Annotated in this window: 18 protein-coding genes; 10 read left to right on the top strand and 8 right to left on the bottom strand. The window is 61.9% G+C overall.

Going from position 1 to position 16,878, the window contains the following annotated elements; genetic code table 11:
- The first annotated feature begins 141 nt into the window (after positions 1-141).
- The 3 genes from AArcSt11_RS14050 to AArcSt11_RS14040 all read left to right on the top strand — a co-directional run bounded on the left by AArcSt11_RS14050 (position 142) and on the right by AArcSt11_RS14040 (position 3,415).
- On the top strand, positions 142-2,130 hold the full coding sequence (locus AArcSt11_RS14050) for a bacterio-opsin activator domain-containing protein (protein WP_250597997.1): 1,989 nt from the start codon (positions 142-144) through the stop codon (positions 2,128-2,130).
- Between the two features lie 154 nt (positions 2,131-2,284).
- Positions 2,285-3,073: a lycopene cyclase domain-containing protein gene (locus AArcSt11_RS14045; protein ID WP_250597996.1), complete on the top strand. Its 789-nt coding sequence runs from the start codon at positions 2,285-2,287 to the stop codon at positions 3,071-3,073.
- A 42-nt stretch (positions 3,074-3,115) separates the two neighbouring features.
- Complete coding sequence (locus tag AArcSt11_RS14040; RefSeq protein ID WP_250597994.1) at positions 3,116-3,415, top strand: DUF7565 family protein; 300 nt, start codon at positions 3,116-3,118, stop codon at positions 3,413-3,415.
- Here AArcSt11_RS14040 and AArcSt11_RS14035 read toward each other — a convergent pair whose 3' ends face one another.
- From AArcSt11_RS14035 to ftsZ, 3 genes are all read right to left on the bottom strand, one after another.
- On the bottom strand, positions 3,416-3,853 hold the full coding sequence (locus tag AArcSt11_RS14035) for a transcription elongation factor Spt5 (protein WP_250597992.1): 438 nt from the start codon (positions 3,851-3,853) through the stop codon (positions 3,416-3,418).
- 6 nt (positions 3,854-3,859) lie between these two features.
- Positions 3,860-4,069 carry a protein translocase SEC61 complex subunit gamma gene (locus AArcSt11_RS14030; RefSeq protein ID WP_238477832.1) on the bottom strand — a complete coding sequence of 70 codons (210 nt, stop codon included), beginning with the start codon at positions 4,067-4,069 and terminating at the stop codon, positions 3,860-3,862.
- A 318-nt stretch (positions 4,070-4,387) separates the two neighbouring features.
- Positions 4,388-5,560 carry a cell division protein FtsZ gene (gene ftsZ, locus AArcSt11_RS14025; RefSeq protein WP_250597990.1) on the bottom strand — a complete coding sequence of 391 codons (1,173 nt, stop codon included), beginning with the start codon at positions 5,558-5,560 and terminating at the stop codon, positions 4,388-4,390.
- A 344-nt stretch (positions 5,561-5,904) separates the two neighbouring features.
- Between ftsZ and AArcSt11_RS14020 the strand changes: the two genes are divergently transcribed.
- Positions 5,905-6,303: a hypothetical protein gene (locus tag AArcSt11_RS14020; RefSeq protein WP_250597988.1), complete on the top strand. Its 399-nt coding sequence runs from the start codon at positions 5,905-5,907 to the stop codon at positions 6,301-6,303.
- A 22-nt stretch (positions 6,304-6,325) separates the two neighbouring features.
- Here the strand turns inward: AArcSt11_RS14020 and AArcSt11_RS14015 are convergent, their stop codons facing one another.
- A complete protein-coding gene (locus tag AArcSt11_RS14015) occupies positions 6,326-7,345 on the bottom strand; it encodes a hypothetical protein (RefSeq protein WP_250597986.1) in 1,020 nt (339 codons plus the stop codon).
- A 108-nt stretch (positions 7,346-7,453) separates the two neighbouring features.
- Here AArcSt11_RS14015 and AArcSt11_RS14010 point away from each other — a divergent pair, with 108 nt between their 5' ends.
- Together AArcSt11_RS14010 and AArcSt11_RS14005 are read left to right on the top strand one after the other, a co-directional pair.
- Entirely contained in the window at positions 7,454-9,175 is a 1,722-nt protein-coding gene (locus AArcSt11_RS14010) for a radical SAM protein (RefSeq protein WP_250597984.1), read from the top strand.
- A 336-nt stretch (positions 9,176-9,511) separates the two neighbouring features.
- Entirely contained in the window at positions 9,512-9,916 is a 405-nt protein-coding gene (locus tag AArcSt11_RS14005) for a TRAM domain-containing protein (protein WP_250597982.1), read from the top strand.
- Here AArcSt11_RS14005 and AArcSt11_RS14000 read toward each other — a convergent pair.
- The 3 genes from AArcSt11_RS14000 to AArcSt11_RS13990 form a co-directional block, all read right to left on the bottom strand.
- Positions 9,913-10,560: a YkgJ family cysteine cluster protein gene (locus AArcSt11_RS14000; protein WP_250597980.1), complete on the bottom strand. Its 648-nt coding sequence runs from the start codon at positions 10,558-10,560 to the stop codon at positions 9,913-9,915. The two genes, AArcSt11_RS14005 and AArcSt11_RS14000, sit on opposite strands and share 4 nt — an antisense overlap.
- 115 nt (positions 10,561-10,675) lie before the next feature.
- A complete protein-coding gene (locus tag AArcSt11_RS13995; RefSeq protein ID WP_250597978.1) occupies positions 10,676-11,467 on the bottom strand; it encodes an MBL fold metallo-hydrolase in 792 nt (263 codons plus the stop codon).
- Between the two features lie 39 nt (positions 11,468-11,506).
- Positions 11,507-11,785, bottom strand: a complete 279-nt coding sequence (locus AArcSt11_RS13990) for a MarR family transcriptional regulator (RefSeq protein ID WP_238477840.1) — start codon at positions 11,783-11,785, stop codon at positions 11,507-11,509.
- Positions 11,786-11,996: 211 nt separating this feature from the next.
- Here AArcSt11_RS13990 and AArcSt11_RS13985 point away from each other — a divergent pair, with 211 nt between their 5' ends.
- Both AArcSt11_RS13985 and AArcSt11_RS13980 read left to right on the top strand, forming a co-directional pair.
- Entirely contained in the window at positions 11,997-12,701 is a 705-nt protein-coding gene (locus tag AArcSt11_RS13985) for a class I SAM-dependent methyltransferase (RefSeq protein ID WP_250597976.1), read from the top strand.
- A gap of 136 nt (positions 12,702-12,837) precedes the next feature.
- Positions 12,838-13,743: a glycosyltransferase family 2 protein gene (locus AArcSt11_RS13980; protein WP_250597973.1), complete on the top strand. Its 906-nt coding sequence runs from the start codon at positions 12,838-12,840 to the stop codon at positions 13,741-13,743.
- Between the two features lie 24 nt (positions 13,744-13,767).
- Here the strand turns inward: AArcSt11_RS13980 and AArcSt11_RS13975 are convergent, their stop codons facing one another.
- Entirely contained in the window at positions 13,768-14,586 is an 819-nt protein-coding gene (locus AArcSt11_RS13975) for an amidohydrolase family protein (protein WP_250597971.1), read from the bottom strand.
- A gap of 163 nt (positions 14,587-14,749) precedes the next feature.
- Here AArcSt11_RS13975 and thsA point away from each other — a divergent pair, with 163 nt between their 5' ends.
- Positions 14,750-16,309 carry a thermosome subunit alpha gene (thsA, locus tag AArcSt11_RS13970; protein WP_250598127.1) on the top strand — a complete coding sequence of 520 codons (1,560 nt, stop codon included), beginning with the start codon at positions 14,750-14,752 and terminating at the stop codon, positions 16,307-16,309.
- A 284-nt stretch (positions 16,310-16,593) separates the two neighbouring features.
- Positions 16,594-16,794, top strand: a complete 201-nt coding sequence (locus AArcSt11_RS13965; protein ID WP_250597969.1) for a hypothetical protein — start codon at positions 16,594-16,596, stop codon at positions 16,792-16,794.
- Positions 16,795-16,878: the final 84 nt, after the last annotated feature.

The following is a 16,878-nucleotide window of genomic DNA, read 5'->3' as shown; positions in this document are numbered from 1 at the left end:
TGATTTCAGTTTGCACTGGGGGATGCGGCTGCCCACCGTGCAGAGCAAAACAGCGACCAGCAGCTACTCGACAACGGAGTTCGGTTCGTGGGTAGCAAAAACTGCCGGAAGGTATTACCCGATGCGAACCAACGTATAACTATGTCTACCGCCCAAACGCTGCTGGTCCATCCGGAGGGTGGTGCCCAACGAGTAGTAGCCACCCTGGAGGACGCTGGCTGTCAGGTCGAACATGTCGAACAAGCTACAGCAGCTCTCGCCAAACTATCCGCACGGCAGTTCGACTGTCTCGTCAGCGAGCACGACCTGCCGGGCGACGACGGACTGTCGCTGTTGTCAGCAGTCAGGGAGACACACCCGGAGCTGCCGGTGATCCTCTTTACCAATTCGGAGCAACAGGAGATTACGACTCGCGCGTTCGAGAACGGCGTGAGCCGGTTTCTCCGGAAGAATGGGTCGGCGTCGCTCGAACAGCTGCGTATCGAAGTCAATGAGGTGACCACCAGGGGAGCAAAGCCGGTTAACAGGGAAGAAATCGAAGCGAACCGACCGACGGTAGAGGAGATTTCGCGAGCAGTACAGGAATCGCCGATCGGAGTGACGATGAGCGATCCCTCGCTGCCCGGCAACCCGCTCGTATTCGTCAACGAGGCCTGGTCAGAGCTGACCGGCTACGACGAAGAGCAGATGCTCGGTCGCAACCCTCGACTCCTACAGGGTCCGGGGACGGACCCGGAAGTCGTCGGCGAACTCGCTGACGCAATCGAGGACGAAGAGCAGGTCACGGTGGAAATACGCAACTACCGGAGCGACGGTACACCGTTCTGGAACGAACTAACGGTGGCACCAATCTACGATAATGACGGCAATCTCGCTCATTACGTCGGGTTCCAGAACGACGTCACGGACCGCAAGAGGACCAAACAGCTCGCAGAGCAGCGCGCTGAGAAGCTGGCTGCCGAACGGACAGTACTCCAGCGGATCATCATGCGGGTCAACGGATTGCTCAGCGATATTTCACGCATCCTCGTCGAGGAAAACGACCGAGAAGTGATCGTTCAGTCGGTCTGTGACGAGGTCGTCGATTCGGAGAACTACGTCGCCAGCTGGATCGGAAGAACGAACCCGACCGACACGCAGTTCGAGCTCTCTTCGTACTCGGGGACGGTCGAGGGCATCGAGTCGAAGATCGAGCTCGACTCGATGCCGGCTGCCGTTGGAGATGCAATCGAGTCAGGAACTGTCGAAACCTGTACGATCGGCTCCGAAACGGACGCTGTGCTTGCGCCAGAATCAGTCGGCGCACGGCGGCTTACGGTCGTCCCGTTGATATACCAGCAGAAACAGTACGGTGCGCTCGGGGTCTACGCCGAAGGGGATAACGCCCTCGACAGCCGCGAAGCGCAGCTGTTCGAGTCGATCGGACAGATGATCGCTAGCGGACTCAACACCGTCGAAACAGCGCGAATACTGACTACTTCCAGCGTCATCGAACTCGAACTGGAGCTGTACGACGAGACGTTTTTGCTCTCCGCATTCGCCGGTGCGATCGATTCCGAGATAGAGTATATCGGTCTGGTCGGTGAGAAGGGCTCTGAAATATATATACAGGTGCCACAGATCGGAGGAGAGGTCGAGGAACTGCTCTCTCTACCGGATGTCGAGAGCGTCCGGAGGATCTCCGAGACAGACGACGGTCATCAGTTTGCGATCGGAGTCAGCTCCACGGAACCGTTCGACACACTGGCCGACTACGGTGCATCCGTGCTGAAAATACGCGCTGAACCCTCCCGAGCAACCATCTCGCTCGAGGTTCCACCGGAATACGACGTCAGGTCGATCCTCGAACTGCTGGAATCCGAGTACGACCGGATCGAACTCAGATCGAAACACGAACGCGAGGGACGCAAAGAGAGTTTCAACGAGTGCAGTACGGACATCGAGAATCGGCTCACGAACCGACAGATGACAGCACTGAAAGCTGCCCATATGAACGGCTACTTCGAATGGCCACGCGAAGTCGATGGTGAAGAAGTCGCCGAGACGATGGGAATCACGCGTCAGACCTTTCACCAGCACCTGCGTGCGGCAGAACAGAAGCTGGTCGAACTGATCATAGAACCTAACTAGTAAGGATCAGTGCTTTTCACTATTTGAAAACAGACATACCGACGATGAGTGTCAATCACCGGCAGAGCCCCTGCCCAAGTCTGGGCGCGTGTCGTCCGAGCACTGGCATCGGTTCGCCACCGTTGCGCTCGCGACCGCAGGCCGGTGATTGGCGATGAGCGTCCCACTCACCTACATGGGTTTTCATCTGGTGTTTATTATCCCCCCACTGCTCGTGCTCGGCTGGCTTGCTGCACGCCGGGAGACTGCGAGCTGGGGACGTGCCCCGCTCTCCGGGCTCGCCATTATGCTGTTTCTCGCCGTCGTCTACACGACACCGTGGACGAACGTTATGATTCCCAGAGGCGTCTGGTGGTACGGCGACGGCGCGGTACTCGGAACGATCTGGTACACGCCGATCGAGGAGTACCTGTTTTTCATCCTGCAGCCGATCCTGACTGCGTTCTGGCTGTTCCAGTTCCTGACTGTCGAAGACCGGTCGCTACTGATTCCACTGTCACATCGGCTCGCGGGAGCGGCTGGTGGTCTCTCGATCTGTATTCTCGGCTATTTCCTCATGGCAACCACGTCGACGTTCTATCTCGGGTCGCTACTGTTTTGGGCGGGACCGATCCTCGCCATCCAGTGGGCGTTCGGAATCACGTATCTGATAAAAGAAGTCCCACGACTCGTCGCGGTGGCGCTTGCGGTCCCGACGCTATACCTCTGGATCGCCGATCGGATCGCGATCGAGCTGGGTATCTGGTCGATTTCGGAGACACACACGATCGGCCTCTCGATCCTTGGCCTCCCGATCGAGGAGGCGCTGTTTTTCCTCCTGACAAACGTCTTCCTTGTCCAGGGGATCGTCCTCTATATGTGGCTGCTCGACCGCCCCTACGAACTCGCCGGGGTCGGCTGGATCAGCGAGCGGGCACAGGCACTCGACCGCGAGCGAGTCTGAGTGCCGAAGGGTTTTAGCCCCTGCCGGGAGACGCGTGCAGTAATGACCTGGGCATGCGGGATTGACGGCTGTGGCGAGGTGTTCGAGGAGATCGAGGACGCGATCATCCATCAGACGAGCGAGCACCAGCGCCGCGAGTGCAAGGTCTGTGGCGTTGTCGTCCCCGACGGCTATCTGGCGCTCAGACACGCGTTTAACGAACACACTCGCGCCGAGTACGTGCGCGCGTACGATGCGAACTCCGACGACGTCCGCGAGCGCGAAGAAGTAAAGGACGAAGTCGAAGCGACAGCCGATCTCCAGCAGGTTGTCGAGCGGTTGAACGACAGCGGTTCGTTATAGTTACCGTTCGTCGCTGTCGAGCACGCGGATCTGGTCGCCCCTGACGGTTACGGGAATCGGAACGGTCGCCTCGTAGAGTTCGACGGTTACCTGATCTTTGCCCTCGTCGATGCGCTGGACCTGTGCCTTCTCGCCTTTGAACGGTCCGGCGACGAGTTCGACGATATCGCCTTCCGCGATCCCCTCGACGTCCGGCGTCGGGGAGAGGAAGTGTTCGACCTCTCCGATGCCGCTCTCGCCGGGGACGATGCTCCGGGCGTGGGGAATCTCCTCGAGGACACGAGAGAGGATCGCATCGTCTTCGGCTTCAACCATGACGTAGCTAGTAAGCGAGTCGGGCGCGAGCGCCGCGTGGATGTCGTCTTCCTCGCGAGTCATGATCATGTCGGCGACGGTGCGTTCCTGACTCGCGGTCGTTTTGACTGCGTAGATCGACATGCTATCTCACGCTCCAAGGGCTGCCCAGAGCAGGAAGCCGCCCTCGTAGGGCGGTACCAGGTGGAGCATAAACGCGGCGATCAGGAAGCCGATGAAACCGACGACGAGGATGCCAGCACCGGCGATCTTGGCGACCTGTGAGAACTCGTTCCACGACGGCGTACTGGCCATTTTGAGGACCCGCACGTACGACGTGAGATCTAGAGGGACGTCCATGTGTATAGGGCATCTAACAGAGGGGCCTTTTTCTATCTTTCTACCCGTGGATGACGCGTCTCGGGCTCGACAGGTCAGTTTTCGGGGCGCTCCGGGATCTGGTCGTCGCTCTCGTCCATTTCAGTTCCCAATCGGTAAACTTCTGTCCGGTCGCTCCGTGAGTTTCCGGAGTCGTCGATCGGTTCCCAATACCCCGCTAGACCGTCCTTCGCATCCGCTATCTGGACGGGGTGTGCATCGCTCGACGCGCAGCGGATACTCGGTACAGATCGACTCGGTTGGGGTCTTCGAGCGTTCGTCAGGAAAACGGGAGCAGGATTATTCGACGAAGTCGATATCCTCGACGCCGTCGGCAGGCTGGCCCTGTGGTTCGGGCGTCCGACCCTGCGGCTCGGGCTGGGACTCGTCCTCGTCGCTGCCGCCGTAGATCTGCGGGGAGTCGACGCCGGTGACGACGATCATCGTTCGCATCATGCCTTCGAGTTCCTCGTCGACGGAGGTGCCCCAGATGATCCGGGCGTCCGGATCGATCCGGTCGTAGATCTCCTCGACGACGCCCTCGGCTTCCTCGATGGACATGTCGGAGCCACCGGTGACGTTGACCAGCGCGGAGTTCGCACCCGAAATATCGACGTCAAGCAGCGGCGAGCGTAGCGCCGTCTTGACCGAGTCCTGGGCCTTGGCGTCCGAATCGGACTCGCCGAGCCCGATCATGGCGACGCCGCCACGTTCCATGACCGTTCGGACGTCGGCGAAGTCCAGGTTGACCAGGCCGGGTTTGGTGATCAGTTCGGTGATTCCTTTCACCGAGCGCATCAGCACCTCGTCGCTAACCTTGAACGCCTGTCGGACGGGAAGCTTGCCGACCGAGTCGAGCAGACGGTCGTTCGGGACGACGATGACGGTGTCGGCGACGTCGCGGAGCCGTTCGAGACCGGCTTCGGCGTTGGTGCGCCGAACCTCGCCCTCTGCGGTAAAGGGCGTCGTGACGATGGCGATGGTCAGCGCGCCGCTCTCGCGGGCGGCCTTGGCGACGACCGGGGCACTGCCAGTGCCAGTGCCGCCGCCGAGGCCAGCCGTGACGAAGACCATATCGGAGCCGTCGACGGCGTCGTAGATCTCCTCCTGACTCTCGATGGCGGCCTCCTCGCCGACCTGCGGGAGCGAGCCAGCGCCACGGCCCTGGGTCTTCTGTTCGCCCATCAGGATCTTCGTGTCGGCTTCGATCTCCACCAGATGCTGGACGTCGGTGTTGGCCGCGACCAGTTTCGCGCCGTGGATCCCTTCCTCGAACATCCGGTCGACCGTGTTACCGCCTGCACCGCCACAGCCGACCACCGTAATGTTCGTCTGCAGGTCCTGCAGGACGTCTTCGAGTTCGTCGTCGGTCATCGTTCCCGACGGGTTCACGTCCTGCGTCGCGGTGCTTCGCTCCGCCCCCTCCTCCCCCTCCTCGGCCTCGTCGATGGCATCGTCCACGATTGAGTCCATTCTTGGACTGTCTTACTAAGTGAAGGTTAATTATCTTTCCCCTCAACCGTCAGACGGCTGTCAGACACTCGTCTCAATGCCCGCGACTGGTAAGGAACTCCTACCAGTCGACCGAGGCGTACGGTGAGACACCGGACCGATTCGACTGGACGGGGTTACTCGCTGGCAGTGCAAGCGGTCCAATGAAACTGAATGCAGGTCCCCTGCGCAGTCTTGGGTGTTACATTGTTACAATGTGATATTGTGGCGCCACGCCTACTGTACCGTCACGAGCGGGGCGCGCTGTAGCAGCGTCGATAACCCTCCACCACGAGTTTTTTATTACTACCTGAAAACAACGTATTATGCCCTCACGCGATACTATCGCCCACGTCTTCGCAGTCGTCGTCGCCTTCCTGTTGCTGTTCGCCGCAACCGCGCAGGACATCGGAACGGAGTCACTCACTGAACCGGCCAGCCTCGCTCTCTTCGTCGTCTTTTACGGGCTAATCTTCGGCGGTTCCCACCTGTATCTCGCCCTCCGTGGCGAGGACGGGATGGTACCGGTCGAGAGCCGCTGGCGCTTCGTCGGCGCGCTCGGGACGGTACTCGCGCTGGGCGTGCTCATCGCTCTGGCGGGCGGTCAGACCATCGGCTCAATCTCCGTCCAGTCAGTAGGACTAACGCTCGCCGCGCTCGTCGGCTTGATCTATCTGGTGCTCGAAGCGCGGGCGGGCTACCGCGGTACGTACTCGGAGACGTAGTGGTTCGTGAGGTCGTAGTGTTTCAGGGGCTGTACAGCCCGACGAACGGATCGACCGTCTCCCGCGTTCCTGAAACCACGACGCTTCGACCGTCCTGCTCGGTCGAAACCTCGGTATGGGGCTCGAACCGCTCTTCGCCGTCGCCCTCACCGCCAACCCACGACTCCACGTTGTCGAGCGCAACAGAATCCTCGTCCTCGAAGACGATGACGTACCGTTCGTCGATCGGATCGCCGTCCAGCGCGACGTCATAACCGTACCCGACCTGGCCCTCGAAGGCGGGGAACTCGAGGTCGGTTTCGGAAAGCGGGTCGGACGTCTCGCCCAGGGTGCGGGCACCCCCGCCAATGTGGTCGAGTAGTTCGGCCATATCCTCGTTCTCGTCGACGTAGAGCGCCGTTTCGCCGGTCTGTGTGTCCGCGAGTGCCTCGACGTCATCGGCGGGGTACTCGTCCTCGACCCATAGCAGGACGGTCTCGCTCAGGCCGACCGCGATATCGACCGGCTGGCCCGGCAGTTCACTCAGATAGAGGTCGAACCCGCCGTGACTGCCGACGTGCTCGAAGCCGACGTCTTCGACCAGTCCGTCGCCGATGGCGTCGGGTGCGTGGTCGCCGTACAGCACCTGCTGGCTGTTGTTGTCGACGGTGAGGTACTCGCCGAACGTGTCGATTGGGCGGCCAGTCAGCGAGGGGAGCGGCCGTGGCTGGGAGCCCTCGCCGCTTACGCCTGCCTCGATCTCCTCGTAGTCGTCTTCGGACAGCGGTCCCTCGCCGAGCGTGTCTTCGAGCGCCAGAAACGCCTCGTAGGAGAAGAACTCGAACGGATAGTGGTCATCACCGGTGACTGAACCAGGCGCGGAGACCCACGAGGAGAGATCGAACTCGGGAATATCGATCGGTTCTTCGTCGCCGTTCGCGTCGTCGCCGCCGAGACAGCCGGCCAGCCCTGCCACCGCGCCAGTCGTGGAGAGCGCGCCCACGGCCTGCAGTACGTCGCGCCGCGTGGAGATACCGGACCGCCGGGTAGATTGATCGGACATCTGGATATCCGGATCACATTCTCCGAGTTGGTAAATAACTGTTGGCAACCGGCCAGTACCGTCCCGGCTTTCGCATGGGTTTTCACCGTCGAGACGGTACGTGGGTGTATGACTGACCCCGCGACGCTCGACGTGACCCTCGTCGACGGCTACGTCGACGAGCCCGCTCACTTCGGGGTTCCGCCGTACATCTCGACGTACCCGCGCTACACAGCCGGAGCGCTGGTCGACGCCGGCGTTCCACGCGACCAGATCACGTATCACACGATCGACGAGCTACGCGATGACAGATCGAAGTGGGCTGACGTGGCGAACGCCGACCTGTTCTGTTACATCGGCGGGATCACGGTCCCCGGCAAGTACGTCGGGGGGACACCGGCCGAACCCGACGAAGTGAAGGAACTCGCCTGGACGGCAAAGGGCACCACGCTGATGGGTGGGCCAGTAAAGTTCGGCGTCGGCGACGGAAACGAAGGTGGAATCGAGACTGAACGCGACGATCTGGACTACGATTTCGTGGCGAAAGGCGACATCGAGGCCGCGGCCTACGATCTCGTCGACAGCGGCCTCGATGGCTTTGGCAACCGGATGCGCTCGAACGAGGAGATCGACCAGTGGGCGGCCGACGGCACCTTCATCGTCGAACAGCACCCGAACCATCCCGACTACCTCATCTGCGAGATGGAGACCTCGCGGGGCTGTCCGTATCGCTGTTCCTTTTGTACCGAGCCGCTCTACGGCGATCCCGACTTCCGTCCCCCGCCGTCGGTCGTCACCGAGGTCGATCTGCTCGCCGACCACGGCGTGAAACACTTCCGGCTCGGACGGCAGGCCGACATTCTCGCGTACGGCGGCGACGGCGAGAAGCCCAATCCCGACGCCCTGCGCCAGCTGTACGGCGGCATCCGCGAGGTCGCACCCGATCTGGAGACGCTGCATCTCGACAACATGAACCCGATCACGGTGGTAAAGTGGCCGGAGCTAGCCCGAGAAGGGATCCGGATCATCGCCGAACACAACACGCCCGGCGACACCGCCGCGTTCGGCCTCGAATCCGCCGACCCGAACGTGATGAGCGACAACAATCTGAACGTCACCGCCGACGAGTGTCTCGAAGCGGTGCGGATCGTCAACGAGGAAGGCGGCTGGCGGCCCGGCCAGGAGCCGGGCGATGGGCCAGCAACAGGAAACAACGTCCCGAATCGGCTCCCCAAACTCCTCCCCGGCATCAACCTCGTCCACGGTCTCAAAGGCGAGCGCGAGGAGACGTTCGCACACAACAAACGCTTCCTCCAGCGCGTCTACGACGAGGGGCTGATGCTCCGCCGGGTCAACATCCGGCAGGTGATGGCCTTTGCCGGAACCGACATGTCCGAGACTGGCGCGGAGATCGCCCGCGATCACAAAAAGCAGTTCAAACAGTACAAACGCGAGGTCCGCGAGGAGATCGACAACCCGATGCTCCAGCGGCTCGCTCCGCCCGGAACGCGCCTGCCGGACGTCCACCTGGAGTACCATCAGGACGGGAAGACGTTCGGCAGACAGCTTGGGACCTACCCGCTGCTGGTCGGTATCCCGGGCGAACTCGAACTCGGCCGAAAGATCGACATTGCGATCGTCGATCACGGCTACCGCTCGGTCACAGGCGTCCCCTACCCACTCGACGTCAACGCGGCGTCGATGGACGAGCTCACCGCCATCCCGGGGATCGGCAAACAGCGAGCGGGCGATATCGTCGTCAACCGCCCCTACGAGAGTCCTGCGGAGATCGAGGCGGATGTCGATTTGACGGAGTTCACCATGGCAGGGCGGCCGAAAGGTGCGGACTGATAGCTGCTGAAAGGAATAATACTGCACCGACGCGGCCTGCCGCGTCGGCCTTTTTGGCCGAGATTTTTGCGCCGAGTGGTCGCCGGCGGCGATCCCGAGGCGGAAAAAGGTCGTCGCACCTGACGGAGTTCACCATGGCAGGGCGGCCAGACGGTGCGGATTGATACTGTCCCGACTGGACAGTCCAGAGGCTGACACCGACTGGACGACTGGATTGATCCGCCTATTTTGCGGCGAATATATCTGCCAGAAACGCTGATGAACTGATTCAGCACGTCTTTTCGCCGACACTACTATTACGGACGACTACAACGGTTGTGATGGAGGTATTTGACCTTGGAGATATCTGATAAACTGCGGTGTCTGTTCAGTGCTGAGGTGCGAGCGGAGGAGGACAACTACGTGGTCGAGATCCCGCGGCGAGAAGTCGAAACCGGCGATATTGAAGCCGGAAACACCTACCGGGTTGCGCTCATCGAGCGCGAAACGGAGACCGGTCAGGGCAGCGAATCGAGCGGTGGGACGGGGACGCCGCCGGAGCCACAGCCGCCGGTCGAGATCAACGAGACACGCTACGTTGAGATCGAGGATATCGGCAAGCAGGGCGACGGCATCGCTCGCGTCGAGCGGGGCTACGTGATCATCGTCCCCGACGCCGAGGTCGGCGAACGGGTCAAAGTCGAGATTACCGAAGTGAAATCGAACTTTGCGGTCGGCGAGATCGTCGAAGAAAGCTTCTAGCGGATCTTCTCGCCGTCTCGGTCTTTTGGACCTTCCGAGTCGTAGACAACGATGCCGTCCCGGTCAGTTGGGACGTAGTTGTCCCGGACGCCGATCGCTTCCTGGAGTTCCCGTATTGCCCGTTTTTTGAGTGCGCCAGCAAGCGCTTCGGCGTCCTCCCGGTCGATCTCGCGGCCGAGCCCCTCACACTCGTGTGCGCGGACCATCCCCGATTCGTCGACCGCCTCGCCCATCGGCTGGCTGGTGCCGCCGAGGGCGACGCTAAATGGGTAGGTCTCACAGATCAACGGTCGGTCCTCGTGGACGGTACAGGCTCCGGTTCCGTCGGGTGACTCCTCGTAAAACTGGCAGTCGCCACACGCGTCCGTTCCAAGCGCCCACTCGAACGTCTCGCCCTCGGGGCCGTCTTCGCCCTCCTCGATGCCGTAGGGCATCGGTCGCGCAACGTCCCGCCAGTCGTACTCCTGGTTCTGTAACTCCCGGATCTCGTCCGGGAAAATCGTCGCCGTGTGTGGGTCCTCCTCGTCGGCCTTGCAGCAGGCACCACAGCGTGTGCACTCGAAGCCGATGGTCTCGATGGCATCGGCCAGCTCGTCGACGTCGAGCGTCCGCGCACGCTCCAGTTCGGCTTCGAGGCTCTCCATACGATAGCGAGCGGGCGAACGAGCAAAAGGCCCGCGTTCCCGCCGGCCAGCGGAGCCGGGCAGTGGCGCGTCCACCGGCGGCTGGCGGGCCCGAGCGTCGACGCCCCCTCGACACTCAGGCCGGGCGAGCAGTCCCGTTCACCCATTCCACTCGCCCCTCGACGGCAAGTTTGCCGAGATGGGCGATCACCGTCTTTCGGGCGAGGTCACGGACGCCGTCGAGCGATTTTTCGTATACCTGCTCGACGATCTCTTGGGGTGTGCTTGCACCCTCCTGCACTGCTCGCTCGACGCGGCGCTCCCGGTCGATTCGGTGGGCGATGAGCCGCGACAGCATCTCATCTGGCTCCTCGATGACGGGGCCGTGGCCCGGATAGAGCCGGTCGGGATCACGTGCCAGCAGCCGCCGGAGCGCGGTGAGATAGCCACGCATATCGCCGTCCTGTCCGCCGACGAAGACGCTCCCCTCGGCGACCGCGAGATCACCGACCAGCAGGCCCCTCCCGGAGTCGCAGAGGACGTCGAGGGCGAGATGATCCGGGGCGTGGCCGGGCGTTGCGATCGCTCGAAGTGTGTGAGTCCCCGCATCGATGAGCGCCCCGTCGCGAACCGTTTCCTCGGGAGCGATCCCGGTTGTCCGCTCGAATCGGCGCTCGTAGCCCGCTCGTGCGAGGACGGTCAGATCGTACTCGGTCGCGTATTCGGCGACAGCGCCGACGTGGTCCGGGTGTGTGTGCGTAACAAGGAGTTTGGCGGGTGTGCAGTTCTCGACGGCTTCGTCGAGCGCGTCGGTGCGACGGGCCGGATCGACGAGGACGCCATCATGGCGGCCGACGACGTAGGCGTTCGCCGATCCGGTGGGTATGCGGGCGTCAAGGTCGATCGGGACACGCCGAACGGGGGTCATTCACGCAATATTCCGCGAGGGGGGACAAAAACGAACCGCTCAGTTGTGGAGGAAGTAGACCTGCTTGCGCGCATCACGGAAGCTGTACCGGGAGCCGATTAGATCGACCTCTTCGAGTCGGTTGAGCGCGTAGCGGACGGTGCGGTCCGGAAGTAGCGACTCTTCTGCAAGCTGGCCCTGCGAGAGCGGTGCATCGGTTTCGAGTACTTTTGCGATCAGTTTCGCGCTCGGTGGGAGTTCGCGGAGGCGTTCGCGGTACTCTGCATCCGAGAGGGGTTCTTCGATGCTGTCCGAGCGTTCACCCGTGATCGTGCTCATACAGCATCAGCCGCTGTCGTGAATGGTAAAACTTGGCTATATGGAGGTCCAAATAAATAGAATAATATTAAGAGTATATATGCCATACCCAACTCTCACGGTTTTTTGCAATACTTGCACGGGACTACGGGACAGCACGGATCCTGCGACGCCCAGATATCGATCCGTTTCCAGTATCGTTTTATCCCCGGGACAGATACTCCCGGTAAGCGTGAAAGGGCAGGAGTGGTACCAGGCGACCGACATCGCCCAGGAATACGACGACAAACGGTTCTCCCAGGGCGGCCGTCTCATCGACCGACGGGAGAAAGAAGCCGTGCTCGATGCGATCGGGCCCGTCGAGGACAAGAAGATTCTCGAAATAGCCTGCGGGACCGGCCGGTTCACCGCGATGCTAGCAGAGCGCGGGGCCGATATCGTCGGGCTGGACATCTCGGCGGAGATGCTCGGCGAAGCCCGGACGAAAGCCGATGCCGCTGGGGTTGGTGAGACGGTCGAGTTCATGCGTGGGGACGCGGGACGGCTTCCGTTCGAGGACGACGAGTTCGACGCCGTCATCGCGATGCGATTTTTCCACCTCGCGGATACCCCCGCGGAGTATCTCGCGGAGATCAAGCGCGTCTCGAACGGCGACGTAATGTTCGATACCTTCAAAAACACCAGTACGCGCAGTATCTATAACTGGGCGCTCCCGATGGGCTCACGGCTGTACTCTCGCTCCGAGGTCCGCTCTCTGATCAAGGGTGCCGCACTGGAGCTAGTCGGAGACTCTCACGACTTCGTCCTTCCCTACGGATTCTATCGGTCGCTGCCGAACTCGCTTGCGAACGTGTTCCGTCGTATCGATACGACGATCGGAAAGAGCCCGATTGGCGATTCGATCGCGTCGGTCTCGTACTGGCACGCCACCGTCTGATAGTGTTTCGTCTCACTGGTTACCGCCGATCGCCAAGCCGGTACCGTCGGTCGGCAGTAATTGGCGAGACGAAACACTATGAGTCTTTACACGTACTTTCGGGATATTTATAGCTCTGGCAGGGAAACCGGGAGGTATGGACCTCTCGGTAGTAGTTCCTACGCTAAACAACCGGGAGGAGCTACGGTGCTGTCTCGATGCACTTGCGGAGCACGCCGGAGAGATAGAGCTGATCGTCGTCAACGGCCCATCCTCCGACGGGACGACCGGGATGGTACGGGATCGCGACGATGTCGATGTTCTCGTCGAGGTGTCAGAACGGAACAAAAACGTTGCCAGAAACGCCGGAATCGAAACGGCGACTGGTAACGCGATCGCGATCGTCGACAGCACGTACGCGGTCGAGCCGTCGTGGTACGACGCGGTGGTGTCCGCGCTTGACGCCGGTGCCGAGGTCGTCACTGGACCAACACATCGGCGTCTCCGAGCCGGAGTGACGACCGAAACGGAAACGACGGAGGAGGTAGCCGGACGGAGCGTGACGTTTTTCAACGGCGATAATGTGGCGTTCACAGCCGACACCATCCGTGCGCTCGATGGCTTCGACGAGTATCTCGCGAGCGATGGCGAACGCGACGCATCCCACCGTCTCGCTGGAATGAGCTACTCGGTTACGTGGAGTGGCGAAATGAGCGTCAGGGGAGAGTACGAGGCCGACGGGGGCGAGCTAGATGGGGAGATCGGTTACAGCTACCGCTCACGGGCCTATCGGCTCGTCAAGAACTATGGGGTCCGGCCACAGACAGGAGTCAAAACGCTCTGGCGGGCGTTACGCGATTCGATCGACGCTGCGGGCGATGTCACGCGTGGCGACCTCCAGCCGACGGTCTGGTTACGGAGCGGTCGGGACGTGATCGGTGGGCTGCTCGCTGGCGTCTACGCCGGTCTTCGGGCGCGTCGTGCCGACCGATCCTATCGCCGGAATCCCAACGGCGTTTCGAGTCGGCACGACCGTGCAGTGCAGCGGTACGACCGCCGGTGAGCTATTGCCCACACTGGCACACGATCACCCGCCGTCGGGGGCGAGTGCGTCGATCACCCGCGATGGGTTGGTATCGAACACCCGATGCAGTTTGTCCTCGGAGACATCGAGCGTGAGAATTTCCATCACGGCGACGTTCGGGTGGGTCTTCGGACCACCACTCCCGAACAGGATACGATCCGGGTATTCGAGCAACGCCCGTTCGAGTTGATCCCGATACCGGACGTAGCTCGTATCCAGATAGTAGTCGTCGTACTCGTCGAGGAGGTCGATCCCTCGATCCATCGCGTCCTGATTCAGGGGGTGACCCCCGAAGTGAGCGAGGATCACGGGGAAGGAACGGCCGAGCAGTTCGTCGGCGATCGTCTCGGGCGGGACCCGCTCGCCGCCGTGAACGAGTACCGGCAACCCGACGTCTTCGAGCACCGCGAGTACTTCGTCGTCCGGTATCCCGTCACGGACTGGATCGAGTTTGAAGCCGTGGAACCGATCGTCGTAGGCGTACTGTTCGATGTCCTCCGGGGTCGTATGGTACTCCTCACGGGAGGCGGTCAGGTTTCGGAGCTGTGACGTCGCACCGCGGCCAGGATCGCGCACCCCGTTGATCCGGGCGAACGCGACGAACGGTCGGTCGACGCTCAGGCGGGCGACTGCGTTGTTTGAGCGGAGATAATCGGTGTTCGATCGCTGGCCCGGAAAGACCACGGACCGGACGACACCCGCCTGGTGCATCTCGCGCTCTAGCGTATCCGGTGTGATCGACGGACCCATACTCGCGCCGGGATCCGCGTTGAGCCGGACGTGAACGTCGACGACGCGAAACCGGTGTTCCAGCTCCAGCATACGCGGGCCTTTCGCGCCGCTCCTGTTTTAGTTATCGGTTCGAGCGGGTAACCGGTGGGAGCGCATCGGAGCCCGGAGCAACCGTTTCAGCAAGATTTATATAGAATTGCAAGGTACATATCAATCGTAGATTACCATGGCAAACGCAAACCGTCAGCGACGCATGGGTGGACAGCCACTGTTTATTCTGAGCGAGGACTCCGAGCGGACGTCGGGGAAGGACGCCCAGCAGTCGAACATCACTGCCGGGAAGGCGATCAGTGAAGCCGTACGCACCACACTCGGCCCCCGCGGGATGGACAAGATGCTGGTGTCGGACTCCGGCGACGTCGTCATCACGAACGACGGTGCGACGATTCTCGAAGAGATGGATATCGAGCATCCCGCCGCGGAGATGATCGTCGACGTCGCCCAGACGCAGGAAGACGAAATCGGCGACGGGACGACCACCGCAGCGATCATCGCCGGACAGCTACTCGCACAGGCCGAAAGCCTCTTCGAGGACGACGTCCACGCGACGACCATCGTCGAGGGCTATCACGAGGCTGCCGAACTCGCCCACGAGGCCATCGATGAGATGACGCTCGACGACGAAGTCGACGAGGAGCTCCTGCGATCGGTCGCCGAATCCAGTATGACTGGCAAGGGTACGGGGGGTGTCACCGCCGATTCGCTCGCCGAAACTGTCGTCGAGGCCGTCTCCCATGTCAGCGGCGAGGAGGGCGTCGAACGCGACAACATCACCCTGCAGACGCAGGTCGGCGGCTCCTCCGGCGAGACCGAACTCATCCAGGGGATCGCCCTGGACGAGGAGCCGGTTCACGACGGGATGCCCGACGCAGTCGAGGACGCCGATATCGGCCTGCTCGATGTCGAACTCGGCGTGAAGGCTGGCGATGTCGATGCCGAGTACAATATCGATAGCATCGACCAGCTCAACGCCGCTATGGACGCCGAGGAGTCCGAGCTCAAAGAGACCGCAACGGCGATCGTCGACTCCGGCGTCGACGTCCTGTTCAACAGCGAGGATATCGACGACCGTGTCGCCTCGATGCTCGCCAACGAGGGAGTTCTCGCCTTCGATGGCCTTTCGAGCAGCGACATCCGCGGCATCGCCAGCGCCACGGGCGCGCGCCGCGTCGGCGCGCTCGAAGACTTCGAGAGCGAGGAGTTCGGCCACGCCGACTCGATCAAGACCGAACACTTCGCAGAGGACTCCCTCGTGTTCATCGAGGGCGGTGCAGCCGCCGAATCGGTCACCATTCTCGTCCGCGGCGGGACCGAACACGTCGTCGACGAACTCGAACGCGCGCTGCGTGACGCGCTGGACGTCGTCTCTTCGGCCGCCGACACCGGTAACGTCGTCCCCGGCGCTGGTGCAACCGAGATCGCCATGGCAGCACACATCCGTTCGGAGGCCGCGGGGGTCTCCGGCCGCAAACAGCTCGCCGTCGAGGCCTTCGCCGACGCGCTCGACACTGTCCCGCGTACGCTCGCCGAGAACGGCGGCGTCGACGCCATCGACTCGCTGGTCGAACTGCGCGGCGAACACGACGAGACCGGTCGCGCTGGACTGATCATCGACGGCCAGTTCCGCGAGATCGGCGACCCCGTCGAGCACGGCGTGGTCGACCCCGCCGCCGTCAAACACGAGGCCATCGAGAGCGCCACCGAGGCCGCGACGATGATCGCGCGGATCGACGACGTGATCGCGGCCGAGTGAGCGGTTGAGTCTCGAAACCGCAGTCGGCAGCGAGTAGCGGCCGAGTAAGCGGCGGAGCGTTTCATTTTCCGTGGATTCGAGGGGGTGGAGTAGTCGTAAACGGATCAGCTCGGACTACCGGAGAGGCTGCCGGAATTTGTAGAATGTGTGGAAATTGTGGCCCTGGATACGAGTTTCCTGCCAGACACCGGTCCCGTCAGTGCATGCGTACCGACGAAATCACCCGTATTGGCACGTTAGAGCACAATATTTTTGATCCATCGCGGCGAATATATCTACTGGCCATGGTCAAATTCGCCGTCGGTCTGATCGTACTGGGCACGGCTGCGCTCGCCGCGAGCAGCGTCGTCTTGCCGTCGGTCGCGTACGGCGGTCCGCTGAGCGACGCGTACCTGTTACCGCTGGTCGCAGTCGTGCTGTACTTCCTCGCCGCGGCAGTGCTGCTCAGGTCGGCACTGGCGAGTGCGTACAGTCAACCGGTGTGAGCCGATCAGCCATCAAGAGCCACGAGGCGGGCGGTGTTCAGATAAGGATTGAAAAGTGAGGCGGTGCGTTTTCAAAGTGATTCA

Origin of the sequence: Natranaeroarchaeum aerophilus (assembly GCF_023638055.1) — an archaeon.
Classification (GTDB): Archaea; Halobacteriota; Halobacteria; order Halobacteriales; family Natronoarchaeaceae; genus Natranaeroarchaeum; species Natranaeroarchaeum aerophilum.
This window is presented reverse-complemented; position numbering and strand designations above follow the sequence as displayed.